General features: G+C 61.5%; 19 protein-coding genes. 10 read left to right on the top strand and 9 right to left on the bottom strand.

The window, feature by feature from the left end; translation table 11 throughout:
* Positions 1-17: 17 nt before the first annotated feature.
* The 4 genes from ACSAMM_RS09225 to ACSAMM_RS09210 all read right to left on the bottom strand — a co-directional run bounded on the left by ACSAMM_RS09225 (position 18) and on the right by ACSAMM_RS09210 (position 1,472).
* Positions 18-194 carry a hypothetical protein gene (locus ACSAMM_RS09225; RefSeq protein ID WP_178724478.1) on the bottom strand — a complete coding sequence of 59 codons (177 nt, stop codon included), beginning with the start codon at positions 192-194 and terminating at the stop codon, positions 18-20.
* A gap of 128 nt (positions 195-322) precedes the next feature.
* The gene (locus ACSAMM_RS09220) at positions 323-610 is read right to left on the bottom strand and encodes a GNAT family N-acetyltransferase (RefSeq protein ID WP_178724480.1); all 288 of its coding nucleotides are present in this window, start codon (positions 608-610) and stop codon (positions 323-325) included.
* A 72-nt stretch (positions 611-682) separates the two neighbouring features.
* Complete coding sequence (locus ACSAMM_RS09215) at positions 683-1,060, bottom strand: TSUP family transporter (RefSeq protein WP_178724482.1); 378 nt, start codon at positions 1,058-1,060, stop codon at positions 683-685.
* A 49-nt stretch (positions 1,061-1,109) separates the two neighbouring features.
* A complete protein-coding gene (locus ACSAMM_RS09210; protein WP_178724484.1) occupies positions 1,110-1,472 on the bottom strand; it encodes a TSUP family transporter in 363 nt (120 codons plus the stop codon).
* Positions 1,473-1,757: 285 nt separating this feature from the next.
* Here ACSAMM_RS09210 and ACSAMM_RS09205 point away from each other — a divergent pair, with 285 nt between their 5' ends.
* The 6 genes from ACSAMM_RS09205 to ACSAMM_RS09180 all read left to right on the top strand — a co-directional run bounded on the left by ACSAMM_RS09205 (position 1,758) and on the right by ACSAMM_RS09180 (position 6,678).
* Positions 1,758-2,810 (top strand): Gfo/Idh/MocA family protein, encoded by a 1,053-nt coding sequence (locus ACSAMM_RS09205; RefSeq protein WP_457791140.1) that lies wholly within the window; start codon positions 1,758-1,760, stop codon positions 2,808-2,810.
* 104 nt (positions 2,811-2,914) lie between these two features.
* A complete protein-coding gene (locus ACSAMM_RS09200) occupies positions 2,915-3,457 on the top strand; it encodes a DUF5317 family protein (protein WP_178724488.1) in 543 nt (180 codons plus the stop codon).
* A gap of 153 nt (positions 3,458-3,610) precedes the next feature.
* On the top strand, positions 3,611-4,129 hold the full coding sequence (locus tag ACSAMM_RS09195; RefSeq protein ID WP_178724490.1) for a hypothetical protein: 519 nt from the start codon (positions 3,611-3,613) through the stop codon (positions 4,127-4,129).
* Positions 4,074-4,700, top strand: coding sequence for an accessory gene regulator ArgB-like protein (locus ACSAMM_RS09190; protein WP_457791139.1), 627 nt, complete (start codon positions 4,074-4,076; stop codon positions 4,698-4,700). The genes ACSAMM_RS09195 and ACSAMM_RS09190 overlap by 56 nt, the downstream gene beginning before the upstream one ends.
* Positions 4,701-4,733: 33 nt before the next feature.
* On the top strand, positions 4,734-4,859 hold the full coding sequence (locus ACSAMM_RS09185) for an AgrD family cyclic lactone autoinducer peptide (protein WP_178724494.1): 126 nt from the start codon (positions 4,734-4,736) through the stop codon (positions 4,857-4,859).
* A 127-nt stretch (positions 4,860-4,986) separates the two neighbouring features.
* Entirely contained in the window at positions 4,987-6,678 is a 1,692-nt protein-coding gene (locus ACSAMM_RS09180) for a diguanylate cyclase (protein WP_178724496.1), read from the top strand.
* 50 nt (positions 6,679-6,728) lie between these two features.
* Here ACSAMM_RS09180 and ACSAMM_RS09175 read toward each other — a convergent pair whose 3' ends face one another.
* The 5 genes from ACSAMM_RS09175 to ACSAMM_RS09155 form a co-directional block, all read right to left on the bottom strand.
* The gene (locus ACSAMM_RS09175) at positions 6,729-8,327 is read right to left on the bottom strand and encodes an ABC-F family ATP-binding cassette domain-containing protein (RefSeq protein WP_457791138.1); all 1,599 of its coding nucleotides are present in this window, start codon (positions 8,325-8,327) and stop codon (positions 6,729-6,731) included.
* A gap of 83 nt (positions 8,328-8,410) precedes the next feature.
* Positions 8,411-9,298, bottom strand: coding sequence for an ATP-grasp domain-containing protein (locus ACSAMM_RS09170; protein WP_457791137.1), 888 nt, complete (start codon positions 9,296-9,298; stop codon positions 8,411-8,413).
* Between the two features lie 30 nt (positions 9,299-9,328).
* Positions 9,329-10,495, bottom strand: coding sequence for a cation diffusion facilitator family transporter (locus ACSAMM_RS09165; protein ID WP_457791136.1), 1,167 nt, complete (start codon positions 10,493-10,495; stop codon positions 9,329-9,331).
* A gap of 35 nt (positions 10,496-10,530) precedes the next feature.
* On the bottom strand, positions 10,531-11,355 hold the full coding sequence (locus ACSAMM_RS09160) for an HAD hydrolase family protein (protein WP_457791135.1): 825 nt from the start codon (positions 11,353-11,355) through the stop codon (positions 10,531-10,533).
* A gap of 25 nt (positions 11,356-11,380) precedes the next feature.
* Positions 11,381-11,887, bottom strand: a complete 507-nt coding sequence (locus ACSAMM_RS09155) for an NUDIX hydrolase (protein WP_457791134.1) — start codon at positions 11,885-11,887, stop codon at positions 11,381-11,383.
* Between the two features lie 196 nt (positions 11,888-12,083).
* Here ACSAMM_RS09155 and ACSAMM_RS09150 point away from each other — a divergent pair, with 196 nt between their 5' ends.
* The 4 genes from ACSAMM_RS09150 to ACSAMM_RS09135 all read left to right on the top strand — a co-directional run bounded on the left by ACSAMM_RS09150 (position 12,084) and on the right by ACSAMM_RS09135 (position 16,747).
* On the top strand, positions 12,084-12,899 hold the full coding sequence (locus tag ACSAMM_RS09150; RefSeq protein WP_457791133.1) for a TlyA family RNA methyltransferase: 816 nt from the start codon (positions 12,084-12,086) through the stop codon (positions 12,897-12,899).
* 200 nt (positions 12,900-13,099) lie between these two features.
* Entirely contained in the window at positions 13,100-14,497 is a 1,398-nt protein-coding gene (locus ACSAMM_RS09145; protein ID WP_457791132.1) for a hypothetical protein, read from the top strand.
* A gap of 63 nt (positions 14,498-14,560) precedes the next feature.
* On the top strand, positions 14,561-15,277 hold the full coding sequence (locus ACSAMM_RS09140; protein WP_457791131.1) for a response regulator transcription factor: 717 nt from the start codon (positions 14,561-14,563) through the stop codon (positions 15,275-15,277).
* A 27-nt stretch (positions 15,278-15,304) separates the two neighbouring features.
* Positions 15,305-16,747 carry an ATP-binding protein gene (locus ACSAMM_RS09135; protein WP_457791130.1) on the top strand — a complete coding sequence of 481 codons (1,443 nt, stop codon included), beginning with the start codon at positions 15,305-15,307 and terminating at the stop codon, positions 16,745-16,747.
* The last annotated feature ends 50 nt before the right edge of the window (positions 16,748-16,797 follow it).

The following is a 16,797-nucleotide window of genomic DNA, read 5'->3' as shown; positions in this document are numbered from 1 at the left end:
CGGCATGCCGGTACTTTTTATTTGTCGCCCGCCAGCAGGTTCTCGGCGTAGCGGTGCAGGGTGTCGGCGGTGCGCACGTTGTCGTTGCGCTGCTGAATCATGCCCTGCACGTAGTCGGGCAGGGACATGAAATACGCCCGGGCCTGGGCATCCTGGCTGATCAGCTCGGTCAGGCCGCTGTAGGAATGTTCCATGGTGCTCGTCCTTTCCCCGGCGGCGGGAATCATGCGGCGCGGGCCGGCCGCCGGACAGGGCGCGCGCCTTCCGGTACTAGTATGCGCCGGGGAGAGGAAAAAACGCTGGAAACGCCTGGCGGGTCCCGTTATTCCAGAAAGCCGTCGGTCACCAGGTCGGCGTATTCCGGGTGCTTAGGGAACCAGGCGGCGGCGTACGAGCAGGTCAGCCGGGCCTTTTTGCCCTCGGCACGGATCTGCCGGGCGGCGGCCTCCATGAGCCGGCCGGCCACGCCCTGTCCCCGCAGAGAATCGTCCACAAAGGTATGGCGGATGTCCGCTACGCGGGCGGACACCGACGGAAAGGTCACCTCCGCCAGCAGCCGGCCGTATTCGTCCTCTAAAAAAATCCGGCCCGTTTCGCTTTGAAAATCCATAGGCATTCTCCTTCTTTCCTGTTAAATCGGAGCTCTGCTGGTATCATAATACAGGCGGGGGCGGGACGCAAGCTATTTTTCGGCGGGTTCTTTCTTGGGCGCTTTGGCGAACAGCTCCCGCGCACCGATATACAGCAGCAGCACCCCGAACAGGCGGCGCAGCAGCCCCACCTCCATCCGGGCGCCCAGAAACGCGGCGGCCACCGAGGTGATCACGCCCGCCAGGGTGCAGAACAGCACCGCCTGCCAGACGATGCGCTTGTTCTTGATATGAGAGATGAGGGCGCAGGGGGCGCAGCCGATAAAATACAGCAAATTCACCCCGCCGGCGGTATACTGGTTTACCCCGGCCACCGCGGTGAGGTAGAGGATCAGCAGGGAGCCGCCGCCGATGCCGAAACCGCTGATAATCCCGGTGACCAGGCCCACCAGGAATTCGAGAATTTTCATCGTCCGTCCCCTTCCGTTCGCGAGATGGTCAAGCTATGGGTGCGGCCCGTCATAAAAGCAGCACCGCCTTCACGCCGCCGTAGAGAATCAGCAGGCCGAAGCCCCGCCGCAGCCAGACCACCGGCACCTTTTTGAAAAACAGGCCGGACAGCAGGCCGCCCGCCACACCGCCCAGCAGGTAGGGCCAGGCCAGCCCCCAGTCCATCCCGCCCTTGAGAAGAAAAACCGCCAGGGACGCGACGGACAGGGGGAGGATGACGGCCACCGAGGTGGCGAAGGCTTTCTTTTGCTCCATATGCAGCCAGCTGACGAACAGCGGCACCAGAAACAGGCCGCCGCCCGATCCAAACAGGCCGTTGGCCACGCCGGCCAGGGCGCCGGTGATAATATATTTGACTTTATCGTTCAACATGTTCCCCCCAATTACCTGTAGTTTGCGTCTGATGGGCCGGAAAATACCTGAAAAGGGCGGATGGAGGGAGACTTGTTTTTTTCGCGGGGCCTTGCTATGATACTAGGTAAGCGAAGAATAAATCACGCCTGACGGCTCAGCGGCGGCTTGGTGGGGAATTTTCCCTTCACCAAGCCATCCACTGGATTTAATCATCGCTTACCTAGTAATCCGCCAAGACTAAACTGTGTGGTGGATGGCAAGTGCTTTTTCGTCCGGATTTTTAATAAGGGTAGGAGAAGGAATATGACGATACGATACGGCATCATCGGCACGGGATGGATCACCGAGGCGTTTCTGGCGGGGGCGGCGGGTGTGCCCGGGATGGCGCTGCGGGCCGTGTGCTCCCGCAGCGAGGAGCGGGGCCGGGAATTCGCCGCCCGGCACGGGGCCGATTTGGTATTCACCGATCCCGCGCGGATGGCCGCGAGCCCGGACATCGACGCGGTGTACATCGCCAGCCCCAACGTTCTGCACGCCGCGCAGAGCCGGCTGTTTCTCGAAAACGGCAAGCACGTGCTCTGCGAAAAACCGCTGGCCGCCCGGCCGGAGGAGGTGGAGAGCCTCCAGGCGCTGGCCGCAAACCGAGGACTGGTGTATATGGAGGCCATCATGCTGCTGCATATGCCGCAGCTGGCCGTGCTGGAAGAAGCGGTCGGGCGGCTGGGGCGGATTTCCCTGGCCCATTTCGATTTTTCCCAGCTATCCAGCAAATACCCGGCCTATTTGGAGGGAGCGGCCCTGCCCAATATTTTCAATCCCGCCATGGAGACCGGGGCGCTGATGGACTTGGGGGTGTACTGCGTGTATCCGGCGCTGTATCTGTTCGGCGAGCCGGAGGGGCTGACGGCCAGCGCCGTGTTTCTCGACTCCGGGGCCGATGGGGCGGGCGCCGCGGTGCTGCGGTATCCCGACAAGGTGGCGGTGCTCACCTATTCCAAAACCGGCCAGGCGGTCGCGCCCTCTCAGATCGTGGGGGATCGGGGGACGCTGACCATCGGCTCCATCTCCAAGCTGGAGGACATGGTATTGACCGAGAAGGGGAAAGCCCCGGAGCGGCTGGTCGGGGAGCAGGACAAGGCGGCACTCATGGGGTACGAGGCGGCGCGGTTTTGCGCCGCCGTCGGCGCGAGGGATGCGGACGGCCGGATGGACGAGGACAGCCGGCTGGCCCTGCGGGTGCACCGCTGCATGCGGGAAATCCGGCGTCAGGCGGGAATTGTCTTCCCGACGGATAGGGATAAAGGGGAGCCGCGCAGACGGCCGGAGGGATTACCTCCCGAGGACAGGAAAATCTAGTAGAGTTTGTTGAAAAATCGTGCTTGTACACAGGAAAGTTCTGTGCTATACTCTATGAGGTACTCGCATCTGCCTGGATTTTGTTTCGCTGGAGGGAGCCGCCTGTGATTGAGACCGTACTGCTGGCCCTTCTCCTTGCCAAATGCCGGGGTTACCGCATCGCGCCGTTCTGGAAATCCGTCTGGTTTTACCCGGTTTTTGCGGTGGATCTGTTCTCGGTGTTTCTCCAGGTGCAGATTTTTTTGCACAATGATGCGTTTCTGCCGGTGGCCGGTGTACTCAAGAATGTGTATATGGTGCTGTACATGCTCCCCCTGCTGCGGTACCGGCTGTACAAGCCGGGGATGATAGGGGCCGGCTGCATCGTGGCGGGCACGGCGATGAATAAAATCGTCATGGCCGCCAACGGCGGAAAGATGCCCGCGTTCCCCACCCTGTCGCTGCGTACCGGGTATTTTGACCCCGCGCTGCTCGAGGCGCCGGGCTCGATCCATTGCCTGGGAACCGAGGCCACCAGGCTGAAGTTTCTAACGGATTACATAGACATCGGGTATTCGGTGCTGAGCATCGGGGATTTGTTCATTCGCGCGTTTGTGGTGCTGATCGTGTTTTACGCGGTCAAGGCCATGCAGCCGGCGGCCGCGTGAAAACCGGCCATAAACGGGATAGGGCGGTGGCCTGATAAATCACGTCACCTTGCGGCTGCCGCCGCAGCTTTGCTTTGCAAAGCCCCTACCTGCCAAGCAGACTGATGCGGTATTTCATTATGCTTTGTGACTTGGCAGGAATGGGAGGTTAAAATGGATAAGGTATGGATTGTTCTGCTGCAGGTGCTGACGGGATACATGCCCCAGGCCTTCGGCTTTTTGTTGTTTGTCTACGGTTTTTGCGACCAGAAATGGAACCACCGGTATTGGCTCGGCGGGCTGCTGCTGTCGGCGCTGAGCATTATCGCGCGCCTGCTGCCCATTGTCACGGGGGTGTCCACCCTGCTGGTGATCATCTCCCTGATCCTCATCAGCACGTATTTCTGCCGGCTGCCCATGATGAAATGCATCATTTCCTCACTGCTGACAACCATCGTCATGCTGGTGGTGGAGCTGCCCGCCGTCACCCTGTACCCGTTGCTCATCGGCAAGGAGGCATTCCTGGCCGTGCAGCAGGACGAGCTGCAGTGGGCGCTTTACGGCATCCCCACCACACTGCTGTTCTGGCTGGTGGTGGCGATTTTCTATGTCGTTCGAATGAGGAGGGCGGTGCGCCGTGCAAAAGTGGATACGGAAGGCGGCGCACAGCCTGGCGGCAGCGCAGGGGGCTGACCAGAGCCGGGAGGACGTCATCGCCTATGGGCTGACCGCCCTGTGCCAGATAGGGGCCATCCTGCTGGGCGCCCTCGTCATCGGCCTGGCCGCAGGCATGGTGTGGGAATGCCTGCTCATCTATCTGGTGGTGGGCACGTTCCGCAAATGCACCGGCGGCGCCCACGCGCCGAGTCTGCTTGGGTGCATCCTGACCAGTCTGCTCACCATCGGGGCGATGGCGGGGCTAGCCCGGTATCTGCTGGCTCCCCGCCTGACGCCGCTGGCCGCGTCTCTTTGCCTGCTGGCGTTCGTCTGGATCTGGTGGATAATCATCCGCAGGGTGCCGGTGGATTCCCCCAACAAGCCCATCCGCCGGCCAGAAAAGATCCGGCGGCTGCGCCGTCAGAGCTTCGTTTACGCGGGGGTGTGCACCCTGGCCTGTGCCGGAACGGCGGCAGCATATTGGCTGCGGCCCCTGCCGACGACGGCGCTGAGCGTATATGCTTCGCTGATTCTCGCCCTTTGTTGGCAGTCGTTTACCCTTACGGCTCCTGCCGGATTGCTGTTGTGCTGCCGTGGGGGTAAGTAATTGATAAATTTGCATAGTAAGGAGGTGCTCTGAGTGAAAAAGAAACTGTTCGGTGCTTTGGCCGCGGTTTGTGCACTGGCCGCCACGCTGGTAGCTTCTTCCGCCTGCATCTGGTATCTCTATCAGCCGGAAGAGCCCGAGGCGCTGTCCGATAAATAAGACGGACGGAAAGGGGAGCTGGCGGGGCCGTTTGGCCCAGGCTGGCTTCCCTTATTCCAACATGTACGCGGAAGGGGAGCCGACCGCTCGCGGATAGTATTGAAAACGGAAAAGGGGGGGATTCGCCATGCAGAATCGAGAAATGCAGCGGGACAAGCAGGTCGCGCAGATGCTGTTCACGCTGAAGATCATGTTTATGCTGTTTTCCATGTTCCCGGTGTTTGAAAAGGCGTTCGGCGACCGGAAAAGCGGGACGCTGACCCAGGTGAAGCCCTCCCTGATGGGGATTCTCATCCTGGTGGCGGCCGTGGGCGTGCTGGGCGTTTTCCTTTTCTCGACCTTTGCGGAGTTTAAAAAGCGGCGTGTGGTGCTGCTGCTGGAGCTGCCGCTGTTTTTTGCCTTATATATCCTGACGCTTTGGATGTCCGGCCTGCATACGAGCAACTACAAGTTTCTGTTTTTATTCGTCATCATCTACTACACCATCGCCCATTCAAAGCAGATGGGGTTCCTGGTGGCGGCCGGCGGCTCGGCCCTGGTGCTGGGACTGGATTTGTTCACCGGGAACAGCCAGGACGTGAACGTCTATTTCCAGCAGGATCTGGCCCTGGTGGTGTCCTTCTTCGTGGTGGCCCAGTGCCTGGGGCTGTTTGTGCGGGTGCAGAGGGAATATGCCGCGTATCTGGAGGAATGCGCCCGAATGGACGGCTTGACCGGCGTGTACAACCATCGGTCTTTTCATCAGCTGCTGGAGGCGGCGTATGCCGCCAGCGTGGAAACCGACGCTCCGCTGTCTGTGATTATGATGGACATCGACTTCTTCAAAAAGTACAACGACCTTTACGGGCACCAGCAGGGGGATGAGGTTCTGCGGAGTATCGCGGCCGAAGTCGGGGCGCATCTGCGCCCGGAACAGACGCTGGCCCGCTACGGCGGCGAGGAGTTCGCCGTCATTCTGCCCGGATTGGCCATGCAGGAGGCCCAGAAGGTGGCGGAGGAAATCCACCGGGCGGTGGGGGAACTGCCCGTCACGGGGGAGGAGGTCATGCCCTCCGGACGGCTGACCATCTCGCTGGGACTGGCGTCCCTGGACGCGGCGGACAGCGGCTACGAGGCGCTGCTCAACCGGGCGGACGCCGCCCTGTACCGCGCCAAGTATCTGCGGCGGGACACCATTGAGATTTATTCCTCTGCCATCGACAAATACAATCACGAGAACGGCGGCAGCCCGTGCAGCGAGGAGTCTCTCAACTCTCTGAAAACCCTTATCGGCATCATCAACTCCCGGGACAGCTATACCTACAACCATGTGGAGAGGGTGGTGTATTACTGCGAAATTTTCGCCGATTATCTAAAGCTCCCCGCCGAGGAGAAGCGGCGGCTGTTGTACGCGGCATATCTGCACGATCTGGGAAAAATCAACATCCCTAAGGAGGTGTTGATCAAGCCCACCGCCCTGAGTGAGGAGGAATGGGGGCTGTTCCGCCAGCACTGCGAAATCGGCTATGACACCATCAGCCGGATAAGCGAGCTGCGGGATATCGCGCCCATTGTCCTGCAGCATCACGAGCGGATGGACGGCACCGGCTATCCCAACCGGCTGCGGGGCGGGGAGATTCTGTATCCGGCGCGGATGCTGGCCATTGCCGACAGCTTTGACGCCATGACCAACGAGCGGCCTTACAACAAGCGCAAAACATTTAAGGAGGCCTTTGTCGAGGTCCGCTGCTGCGCCGGCACCCAGTTCGATCCCGATTTGGCGGAACAGTTTATCGCGGCCATGCAGGAGGCCAGCTCCCCCAGCCACATCGCGTCGTAATAAAAAATAGGGTACGCGGCGACAACTGTCGCCTGCGTACCCTATTTTTGTTATTTCCCCAGGCTGTCCTTAAAGTCCAGAAATTCGTCGTAGGTCATCAGCTTGTCGAGAATCTGGCCGTTTTCGATTTCGATGATGCGGTTGGCCACGGTCTGGATGAACTGGTGGTCGTAGGAGGAGAACAGCACGTTGCCCTTGAACTCGGCCAGGCCGTCGTTAACGGCGGTGATGGATTCCAGATCCAGGTGGTTGGTGGGCTGATCGAGCACCAGGACGTTGGAGCCGAACATCATCATGCGGGAGAGCATACAGCGCACCTTCTCGCCGCCCGACAGCACGTTCACCGGCTTGAGCACGTCGTCCCCGGAGAAGAGCATCTTGCCGAGGAAGCCCCGCAGGTAGGTTTCGGTCACGTCGGCGGAATACTGGGCCAGCCATTGCAGGATGTTGTCTTCCACCCCGTCGAAAAAGGCAGAGTTGTCTTTGGGAAAATAGGACTGGGTGGTGGTGCCGCCCCATTTGTAGCTGCCCGCGTCGGGCTCAAGCTCGCCCATGATGATTTTAAACAGGGTGGTGGTGGCGATTTCATCCTGGCCGACAAAGGCGATCTTATCCCCTTTGTTCACCCGGAAGGAGACATTGTCCAGAACCTTAACGCCATCCACCGTCTTGGTCAGCCCTTCCACAGCCAGGATCTCCTTGCCCGCTTCCCGATCCATGGTGAAGCCCACGTAGGGATAGCGGCGGGAGGAGGCGGGCATTTCGTCCACCGACAGCTTCTCGATGAGCTTTTTGCGGGAGGTGGCCTGACGGGATTTGGACTTGTTGGCGGAGAACCGCTCAATAAAGCTCTGCAGTTCCTTGATTTTTTCTTCGTTCTTTTTGTTCTGATCCTTCATCATCCGCTGCATCAGCTGGCTGGATTCGTACCAGAAGTCATAGTTGCCCACGTAGATTTTGATTTTGTTGTAGTCCACGTCCACGATATGGGTGCAGACATTGTTCAGGAAATGCCGGTCGTGGGAGACCACGATGACCGTGCCGATGTAGTCCATCAGGAAGTCCTCCAGCCAGCGGATGGAGGCGATGTCCAGGTGGTTGGTGGGCTCGTCGAGCAGGATGATGTCAGGCTGGCCGAACAGGGCCTGGGCCAGCAGGATTTTCACCTTCTCCTTATCGGCCACCGCTGCCATGGGGCTTTCCAGCAGGGAGGTGTCCAGGCCGAGCCCCTGCAGAATCCGACCGGCCTCGGTCTCGGCTTCCCAGCCATTCAGCTCAGCGAACTCACCCTCCAGCTCGGAGGCCAGCACTCCGTCTTCCTCGGTGAAATCCTCCTTGGCGTACAGGGCATCCTTCTGCTTCATAATCTCATACAGGCGGGGATTGCCCAGGATGATGGCGTCCAGCACGGTGTATTCGTCGTAGGCGTAGTGATCCTGCTTGAGCACCGACATGCGGGTTTTGGGATCGATAGCCACCTCGCCGGTGGAGGGCTCCAGCTCCCCCGCCAGGATTTTCAGGAAGGTGGATTTCCCCGCGCCGTTGGCGCCGATGACGCCGTAGCAGTTCCCTCCCGTGAATTTCAGGTTGACGTGGGTGAACAGGTTCTGCCCGCCGAAGCTCAGGCTGACATCCGAAACAGTAATCATGGTTCCTCCAGGTATTCCGCAACATGCGTGTATTTGACAAACAGGGTAAGTATACCATCAATCGGGAGGAAACACAATACGGATTATTCCTCCCGCTGCAGGACATAGTCCGCGATGAGGCCCGCCACATCCACGCCGGTGCAGGCGGTCAGCGCCGCGAAGTGGGCGTTGGAGTTCACCTCGCAGACCAGGGGACCGGTCTCGGATTGCAGCAGATCCACCCCGGCGATTTCCGCGCCCAGGATGGCGGCGCATTCCAGGGCCAGGCGCTCCTCCTCCGCCGTGGGGGGGCAGGCCTCCCCATGACCGCCGTTCCCGATGTTGGCGCGGAAATCCATTTCCGACCGGCGGCGCATGGCGGCGGCGACCCGGCCGCCTACCACGTACAGCCGCTTGTCCTCTCCGGCGGATGCGGCGACAAACTGCTGGAGCAGGAACGGCTTGGGCCCCATGGTATCGGCCAGGCGGCAGAGCTGGCCGCGGTCGCGGGCCAGGTACACCTGCCCGCCCAGGGAACCGAAGCATTCCTTGACCACCAGGGGAAAGCCCAGCGTCTCCGCCCCTCGGCGGAGAAACGCGTCCCCTTGCGCGTCCATGTTCACATAGGTCATGGGGGCCACCAGGGTGCGGGGCATGGGAACGCCCCGGCGGGCCAGTTCCAGATGGGTGGCCGCCTTATCGTCGCAGACGGCCACCGCCGCCGCCGTGTTGTACAGCCGCACGCCCATCCCCTCCAGCGCCCGGGCCAGGCGCACGTCCTTGTCCCAGAACAGGGCGTAGTCTCCCGCTTGAAGCGGCGGAACGCGCAGGGCCCGTTCCCGCCGCTCACCGGTGAATTCCGCCGTCACCGCCGTGTTGGGCAGCGGGACCCACTTCGCTCCCCTGGCCGCCGCGGCGGCTGTCAGGGAGCGCACCACCTCCGGGGGGCCGTCGGGGTTCCAGAAACCGTTATAGAACACATAGCCTGCCATGAGACATCCCTTCTTGCGCCGCAAGGCGCCTTACGTAAAACTGTGCTCCACCGTCACCACGGTGAACAGATGGGGATTGACCACCGTCACCCGCCGCTGCAGCTCCGCCTTGACGCTGGCCTCGTCCTTGAAATCAAACGGGGCCACCACGTCGAAAATCAGGTTGGTGTGGGTTTCTCCGAACACCACCCGGAAATCGTGCATGGTCAGGCGGGGATCGATGTCCTCCAGAATGGTTTCCACCGTGATTTTCAGGGCCTCCACCTCTTCGTTGCCGCTGTCCACCGGATCCATATGGATGCAGGCGATGGCCCGGTATTTCCGGCTCAGCTCCCGCTCCACGCAGTCGATGAGATCGTGGCTGCGCATCATATCCTCGTGACAGGAAACCTCGGCGTGCAGGGACAGCACCAGCCGGCCGGGGCCGTAGTTGTGGATCATCAGATCGTGCACGCCGATGATGCCCGGATGGGCCATCACCGTGTTTTTGATGTCCTGCACCATCTCCGGGTCGGGCGCCTGTCCCAGCAGGGGGGACACGGTTTCCTTGATGACGGTGAAGCCCGACCAGATGACGAACAGGGCCACCAGCAGGCCGACATAGCCGTCGATGGCCACGCCGCTCAGCCAGCCGATCAAGGAGGTGAGCAGCACCACGCCGGTGCAGATGACATCGTTGCGGCTGTCCGCGCAGCTGGCCTTCAGGGCCTCCGAACGGATAGTATTCCCGATTTTTTTGTAAAACAGCGCCATCCAGAGCTTGACCGCGATGGCCAGCGCCAGCACGACGATGGTCAGCACCCCGAACTCCGGCAGGGCGGGGTGCCGGATCTTATCCACCGCGGACAGGAACAATTCGAAGCCGGCGGCCATGATCAAGGCCGCCACCCCCAGGGCGGAGAGGTATTCCATCCGGCCGTGGCCGAAGGGATGCTCCGCGTCGGGGGGCGCGGAGGAAAGCTTGAAGCCCACCAGGGTGACGATGGAGGAGCCGGCGTCGGACAGGTTGTTGAACGCGTCGGCCAGAATGGCCACGCTGCCCGACAGGGCTCCGATGGCGAGCTTCGCGGCGAACAGCAGCACGTTGGCCGTCAGCCCGGCGGCCCCGGCCAGCCGACCGTAGGTATAGCGTACCCGTTCGTCGTCCGTATCCTCCGGACGTTTGACGAACGTTTTGACAAGCCATTTCGTCAGCATGGCGATTCCTCCTCTTGATAAAGCCCGCCGGCCGCTCAGGCCAGCTCCGGCAGGGCCGCCAGGTAACGGGCCACCCCGTCGTCGTTGTTGCCGGCCACGATGACATCCGCGGCGGCCCGCGCGTCGGGCCGGCCGCTGGCCACGCAGCAAGCCACATCGGCCGCCGCGAACAGGGGCAGATCGTTGCTGTTGTCCCCGAAAGCCACCAGCCGGTCGGCGCCGATCAGCGCCTGAAGCCGCCGGGCGCCCTTGTCCTTGCCCGCTTCGGCGCTGAAAACTTCCAGATACCAGTTGTTTTCCATATAATTGTCCTTATACAGGGTGCAGGCAATGCCGGGCAGGGCGGTCAGCCGGTCTCGGATCCGGTCCAGCCGATCGTATGCGTCCTGCAGGGAGAAATAGACCCCCGCCCCCTCGCCGTAGGCGGGACGCTGCCGGAAGCATTCCGGAAACCGGGCGCCCCGCTTGGCCAGAAAGACCCGTTCTCCCTCGGAGGTCAGTTCGGTGAAGCAGGCGTGCAGCTGGCCGTCCTCCACCCGGTAGAGAAAGGGGTTCTTCCCTTCGGCTGCGCAGGCGGCCAGCACCGCGGCCACCGCGTCCGGCGGCATTTCGCAGCTCTGCAGGATGGCGCGGGAGGCCATGTCGTAAAGCATGACCCCGTTCATCAGCACCAGCGGGGTGTTCCAATGGATGCCCTGCAGGTCGAGCATCCCGAGGCCGATGAGGCTGCGGGCGGTGGCCAGGGAGAAAAGCAGTCCCCGCTCGACGGCCCGGTTGATGACGGAAGCGGAAAAAGGCGACACCTGCTGGTTGTCATGCAGCAGCGTGCCGTCCAAATCGGAAATATATAGGGTGGTCATTGTCTGAAAATCCTTTCTGCGCGGTTCAGCCTTCGCCCGGGTAGAGGGCTTGGAGCACCAGCTCAAAATACGGCCGGCCGTAATGGTGGAACGTCCGGCGGGCCACCATATCCATCAGCTCGGTGCGGGTGACCCATTTGGCCTGCGCCACCTCCTCCGTCTGGAGCCTCAGGGAGGACAGCTCCACATCCCGGCGAAGCACCCAGATATCGGTGAAGGAATTGCGCCGACGGATCCGGCCGGCGAAGCGCAGATCCTCCCCAGCGGTTTCGATGCCCAGCTCCTCCCGCAGCTCCCGGGCGGCGGCGGTGTGACTGTTCTCCCCCGCGACGGCGGAACCACCCGTGGCGGCCCAGATGTCCGGCATCAGCTTGAGGTGGGCGGCCCGTTTCTGAATCAGCAGGCGGCCCTGTCCGTCGATGATCCATATATGCACGACCAGATGGTATTGGCCGGGCTTCAAATGCTCGCCGCGCTCCATCGTTTCGCCGGTGGGGTTTCCCTCCCCATCGCGCAGGTCCCATCGTTCCATCGGTTTCGCTCCTTTCACCCCTGACACGGGGGACGGTATATGGGTCATATTGTATCCCATTTTAGGCGGGTTGTCCACCGCTATTGCCGAATTTCTGTGAAAATGACAGAGCAGGGTTGACAGCCGCGCCGGGGGGCGGTACACTTCTTTTACGGCCGGGCTCGCTCCCGTACCGACAAGAAAGGCGGAATCGCCCATGGAAACCATCCGGCTGGACGCATTGGCGGCCAAACAGTTTCATATCTCCGCTGAGGAGGCCGCCGGGCTGATCATGGCCGGCCGGGTATTCCTCGGCGGCGTCCCGGCGGACAAGCCCGGCACCCCTGTGCCGGCGGACAGTCTGCTCACCCTCAAGGAGAAGGCGCGCAAATACGCCAGCCGCTCCGGCTACAAGCTGGCCAAGGCGCTGGATGTGTTCGCCGTGGATCCGGCGGGGATGACGGCGTGCGATATCGGCGCCTCCAACGGCGGCTTCACTGACTGTCTGCTGCAGCACGGGGCCGCACATGTGTTTGCGGTGGACGTGGCCTATGGCATCCTTGCCTGGGAGCTGCGGGAGGACGCGCGGGTCACGGTGATGGAACGCACCAACGCCCGGAACCTCACGCTCGAACAGCTGGAGGCCTTCGGCGCCGCGCCGCTGCCCTGTCAGCTGGTCACGGCCGATGTTTCCTTCATTTCCCTCAAGCGCATTTTCCCCGCCGCCGATCGGGTGCTGCGGGAGGACGGGGAATGTCTCTGCCTGATAAAGCCCCAGTTCGAGGCCCAACCCCGGCAGCTGGGAAAAAACGGCATCGTCAAGGATCCGGCCATTCTGCCGCCGCTGCTGCTCTCCCTGGCCGCCGCCGCGCGGGACAGCCGGCTGTTTCTGCGGGGGCTGACCGTGTCGCCCATCCACGGCACCAACGGCAACGTGGAATATCTGGCCGCGTTCTCCCGCCGGGACGCCCTGGACGAGGACGAAACCGCCGCGCTGGTGGCCGCCGCGCTGGCCGAACAGCCCGACGAATAGAGCCGGCCATATTATTGACAAGAGTAGGCGCAGCGGGTATAATAAAACGGAAAACGAGGCTCGCACCCCCGGCGGGTGGGAGCGTTTTTCATATCGGCGGCGCATGGGGCCGCCTGCCGCGGAAAAAGGACGACGGACGGCGGGGTGGCGCCGTGTTTTTCAGACGGGGTTTCATCCCGCGACCGAAAGGGGGATTGTGTATGAAGCGCGGCGCTTTGGCCGCTCTGCTGGCCGCGGCAACGCTGCTGCTGGCCGGCTGCAGCATGGACGTGGACGCGTATTTGATTCCCCCAAAACTCCAGGGCGAGGAACAGCAGATTCAACAAGCCCTGGACGAGTTTATCCAGACGCGGTACGGCAAGGGTGCCAGCACGAACTACACCCTGAAATATCCCAAGGGCGGCGAGTATACGTCCGCCTTTATCCTGACCGATTTGAACAGCGGCCGGCTCGATACCGCTTCCAAGCAGTCGGCGGCCAACGACGTGGCCCTCGCCTTTTACCAGGTGGCGCAGAAGGGGGCCGCCGCCAACACGCACATCAACCTGCTGCGTCAGACCGACGGCGACTGGACCTCGGTCAGCGACGTGGAGGGGCTGAGCACCGATATCGAGCGGGTGGTGTTCGGCGATCTGGACGGGGACGGGATCGAGGAGCTGATGGCCGGCTGGAGCATTTATAACAACCGGGATCAGCAGCTGCACGTCTACTCCCTGGCGGGGGACACCATCACCCCGCTGTCCACCGATAATGTTTATACCCAGCTGTTCGTCGGGGACGTCACCTCCTCGGGGCGGGACGATTTGCTCTTGATGCGGCTGGAGGGCAATAATGTGACCACTGCCCGGCTCAAGGGCCTGCAGGACGGCCAGCTGGTGGAAAAGGGCGCGGTGCGCCTGGACGGGTATATCAACCAATTCGGCACGGTGCAGATGGGCCGGCTGGCGGACGGCATCCAAGGGGTGTATATCGACGCGCTCAAGGACGCCAACACCACCATTACCGAGCTGGTCTACTGGGATCACGGCCGGCTGAACGCCCCGTTTTATGATACCAGCAAGAACATCACCAGTGCGACGGCCCGCTCGTCCGGCATGGCCGCCCGGGACATCGACGCCGACGGCCGGGTGGAGATTCCCCTGTGCAACCGGCTGCCCGGTTATTACGAAACCGCGGACCCCAAGGAAACCATGTGGCTGACCGGCTGGTATGACTGGGATTATGCCGCCCAGACGGCCAAGCTGAAATTCAACACGGTGCTCAATCTGGCCGACGGCTATTATGTGCGTATCGACGACAGCTGGAAGGAACGGTTCACCACCCTGTACACCGAAGCCGACCGCACCCTGTGGTTCAAGCCGATGGAAAACGGGCAAATCGGCGAGCCGTTTATGGCTGTCCGGATATATAAGGATAACGAGTCGGTATCGGAGGATCCGGACAAGAAGTTTGAGCCGTTCGGCAGCAGCGGACATGGGAGTGGCATGGGCTATACGGAAAGTGTGCAATATGCCTTTTGGTTCGACCAGGACAACGCGTATGGGCTGACGTCCCGGGAGGCGGTGCAGGTGATTGTGACCAGGCTGCTGTTTCAGTAATAGCGGCGGTTCTTATAGGAAAGCGGCGTTTTGCTAGAGTGTGGGAAAGGACGGGGACATGCGGTGAAAAAGATCCTGGTTTGCGAGGACGAGACGTCCATCCGCGAGTTCGTGGTGATCAATCTCAAGCGGGCGGGCTATGAGGTCGTGGAGGCCGGCTCGGGGGAAGAGGCCGTCGAAAAATACGACGCGGAGCAGGGCGGCGTGGACATCGCCCTGCTGGATATCATGCTGCCGGGCATGGACGGCTTCGCCGTCTGCCGGGAGTTGCGCCAGCGCAGCGAGACCATGGGCATCATCATGCTCACCGCCCGCACCCAGGAGATGGAGAAGGTGGGCGGCCTGATGATGGGGGCGGACGATTATGTGACCAAGCCTTTCAGCCCGTCGGAGCTGGTGGCCCGGGTGGACGCCCTTTACCGCCGGGTGACGGCGGTGCGCAGCCGCAACGAGGTCAATTATCTGGAAAAAATCGAATCGGGCGCTTTTGTGCTTAACCTGCGCAGCCGCACCCTGAAAAAGGACGGCCAGCCGGTGGAGTTGACCCAGGTGGAATTTCAAATCATGGAATATTTCTTCACCAATCCGGGCAAGGCGCTCAGCCGTACCGAAATCCTGACCCGGGTGTGGGGAGAAGAGTATTTCGGGGAAGAAAAAATCGTGGACGTCAACATCCGCCGCCTGCGGATGAAGATCGAGGACGATCCCTCGGCCCCCAAGTATATCCTGACTGTCTGGGGCATGGGATATAAATGGAGCGCCGACGGGGCGAAGGCCTGATTCTGACGGGAAAAGGAGGCGCGGCGTATGCGCAAAGGGATCACCCGGCGCTGGATGGTCAACGGGTTTGCCGTCATCGTCGGCTTCCTGGTCATCGTGGAAATCGCCTTTATGGTGGCGGTGCGTTCGTACTATTACCAGGGCGTGGAGACAGCTTTGAGCAACCGGGCGGAGACGTACCGCAATTCCGTATCCATGTCCGTCGCCTTCAGCAACCTGTCCGCGGGAACGGTGGATTTGTCCCAGCGGGCCCAGGAGCTGGTGGAACGATTCAACAATAAAGAGAAGATGGAGCTGCAGGTGCTGGACAAAACCGGCGCCGCTCTGATTTCCTCCACCGGGTTCGTGCCGGCGATCGATTTGAACATGGAGGATTTCAAAAGGGCGCTGCAGGCGGGCTCCAACGACAGGGGCGTCTGGACGGGCAAAAACGCCAACCGGGAAAACGTCATGGCCTATACCCTGCTGGAGCGGGATCAAAACGGCAATGTGATCGGGGCGCTGCGCTATGTGGTGTCGCTGACCCTGGTGGATCGGCAGGTTTGGATTCTGGTGGGCGTCATGCTGCTGTTCGGTGTGGTCATCGTGTTTTTCGTCGCCCTGTCCAGCTCGTATTTTATCAGCTCCATCGTCAACCCGGTGACTGAAATCGGGCGGGCGGCCAGGCGGATCGCCCTGGGGGAGTATGACTTCCGTATCGAGAAAAAATACGACGACGAAATCGGCGAGCTGTGCGACACTCTCAACTATATGGCGGGGGAAATCGACACGGCGGAGCGGATGAAAAACGACTTTATTTCCTCCGTCTCCCATGAGCTGCGCACCCCGCTGACCGCCATCAAGGGCTGGAGCGAGACCCTGCGCCAGGTGGGGCCGGACGACACTGAGATGATGGAAAAGGGGCTGGACGTCATCGCCGGGGAGGCGGAACGCCTGTCCGGCATCGTGGAAGAGCTGCTGGATTTCTCCCGGATGCAGAGCGGGCACCTGATGATGAAGTTCGGCCGCACCGATGTGGTGGCCGAACTGGAGGAGGCGGTCTTTCTGTTCCGCGACCGGGCGGAAAAGAGCGGGATCGCCATGCAGTATGTGGAGGCGCCCGATATACAGCCGGTGCTGGGGGATCGGGACCGTCTCAAGCAGGTGTTCATCAACGTGCTGGACAACGCCATCAAATATTCCAACGCCGGCGGGAAAATCCGGGTGGAGGCGGCGGATATGGGCGGCCACGTGCAGATTGTGGTCAGCGACACCGGCGTGGGCATCTCCAAGGAGGATTTGCCGAATATCAAAAACAAGTTCTACAAGGCCAATAAAACCCGTCCCGGCTCCGGCATCGGCCTGGCCCTGGCGGACGAAATCATCCGGCGACACAAGGGACGGCTGGACATCGAGAGCGAGGAGGGCGTCGGCACCACGGTGATCATCACCCTGCCGGTGGCCCCGCCCGACGCGCCCGCGTTGTCTTAAGAGAATACCAGCGGTGTAAAAGCGGGCAGTCCCCGCGCTGTTAATAAAGG

Source organism: Anaeromassilibacillus sp. SJQ-5 (assembly GCF_054108045.1).
Note: the sequence above shows the minus strand (reverse complement) of the source record. Positions and strands in the feature narration are given on the sequence as shown.

Bases quoted from the DNA above. Each gene is read 5' to 3' on its own strand.
- ACSAMM_RS09210 (WP_178724484.1), bottom strand. From the start codon at position 1,472: ATGTTGAACGATAAAGTCAAATATATTATCACCGGCGCCCTGGCCGGC.
- ACSAMM_RS09215 (WP_178724482.1), bottom strand. From the start codon at position 1,060: ATGAAAATTCTCGAATTCCTGGTGGGCCTGGTCACCGGGATTATCAGC.
- ACSAMM_RS09165 (WP_457791136.1), bottom strand. From the start codon at position 10,495: ATGCTGACGAAATGGCTTGTCAAAACGTTCGTCAAACGTCCGGAGGAT.
- ACSAMM_RS09135 (WP_457791130.1), top strand. From the start codon at position 15,305: ATGCGCAAAGGGATCACCCGGCGCTGGATGGTCAACGGGTTTGCCGTC.
- ACSAMM_RS09205 (WP_457791140.1), top strand. From the start codon at position 1,758: ATGACGATACGATACGGCATCATCGGCACGGGATGGATCACCGAGGCG.
- ACSAMM_RS09155 (WP_457791134.1), bottom strand. From the start codon at position 11,887: ATGGAACGATGGGACCTGCGCGATGGGGAGGGAAACCCCACCGGCGAA.
- ACSAMM_RS09220 (WP_178724480.1), bottom strand. From the start codon at position 610: ATGGATTTTCAAAGCGAAACGGGCCGGATTTTTTTAGAGGACGAATAC.
- ACSAMM_RS09175 (WP_457791138.1), bottom strand. From the start codon at position 8,327: ATGATTACTGTTTCGGATGTCAGCCTGAGCTTCGGCGGGCAGAACCTG.
- ACSAMM_RS09150 (WP_457791133.1), top strand. From the start codon at position 12,084: ATGGAAACCATCCGGCTGGACGCATTGGCGGCCAAACAGTTTCATATC.
- ACSAMM_RS09160 (WP_457791135.1), bottom strand. From the start codon at position 11,355: ATGACCACCCTATATATTTCCGATTTGGACGGCACGCTGCTGCATGAC.
- ACSAMM_RS09180 (WP_178724496.1), top strand. From the start codon at position 4,987: ATGCAGAATCGAGAAATGCAGCGGGACAAGCAGGTCGCGCAGATGCTG.
- ACSAMM_RS09225 (WP_178724478.1), bottom strand. From the start codon at position 194: ATGGAACATTCCTACAGCGGCCTGACCGAGCTGATCAGCCAGGATGCC.
- ACSAMM_RS09145 (WP_457791132.1), top strand. From the start codon at position 13,100: ATGAAGCGCGGCGCTTTGGCCGCTCTGCTGGCCGCGGCAACGCTGCTG.
- ACSAMM_RS09170 (WP_457791137.1), bottom strand. From the start codon at position 9,298: ATGGCAGGCTATGTGTTCTATAACGGTTTCTGGAACCCCGACGGCCCC.
- ACSAMM_RS09195 (WP_178724490.1), top strand. From the start codon at position 3,611: ATGGATAAGGTATGGATTGTTCTGCTGCAGGTGCTGACGGGATACATG.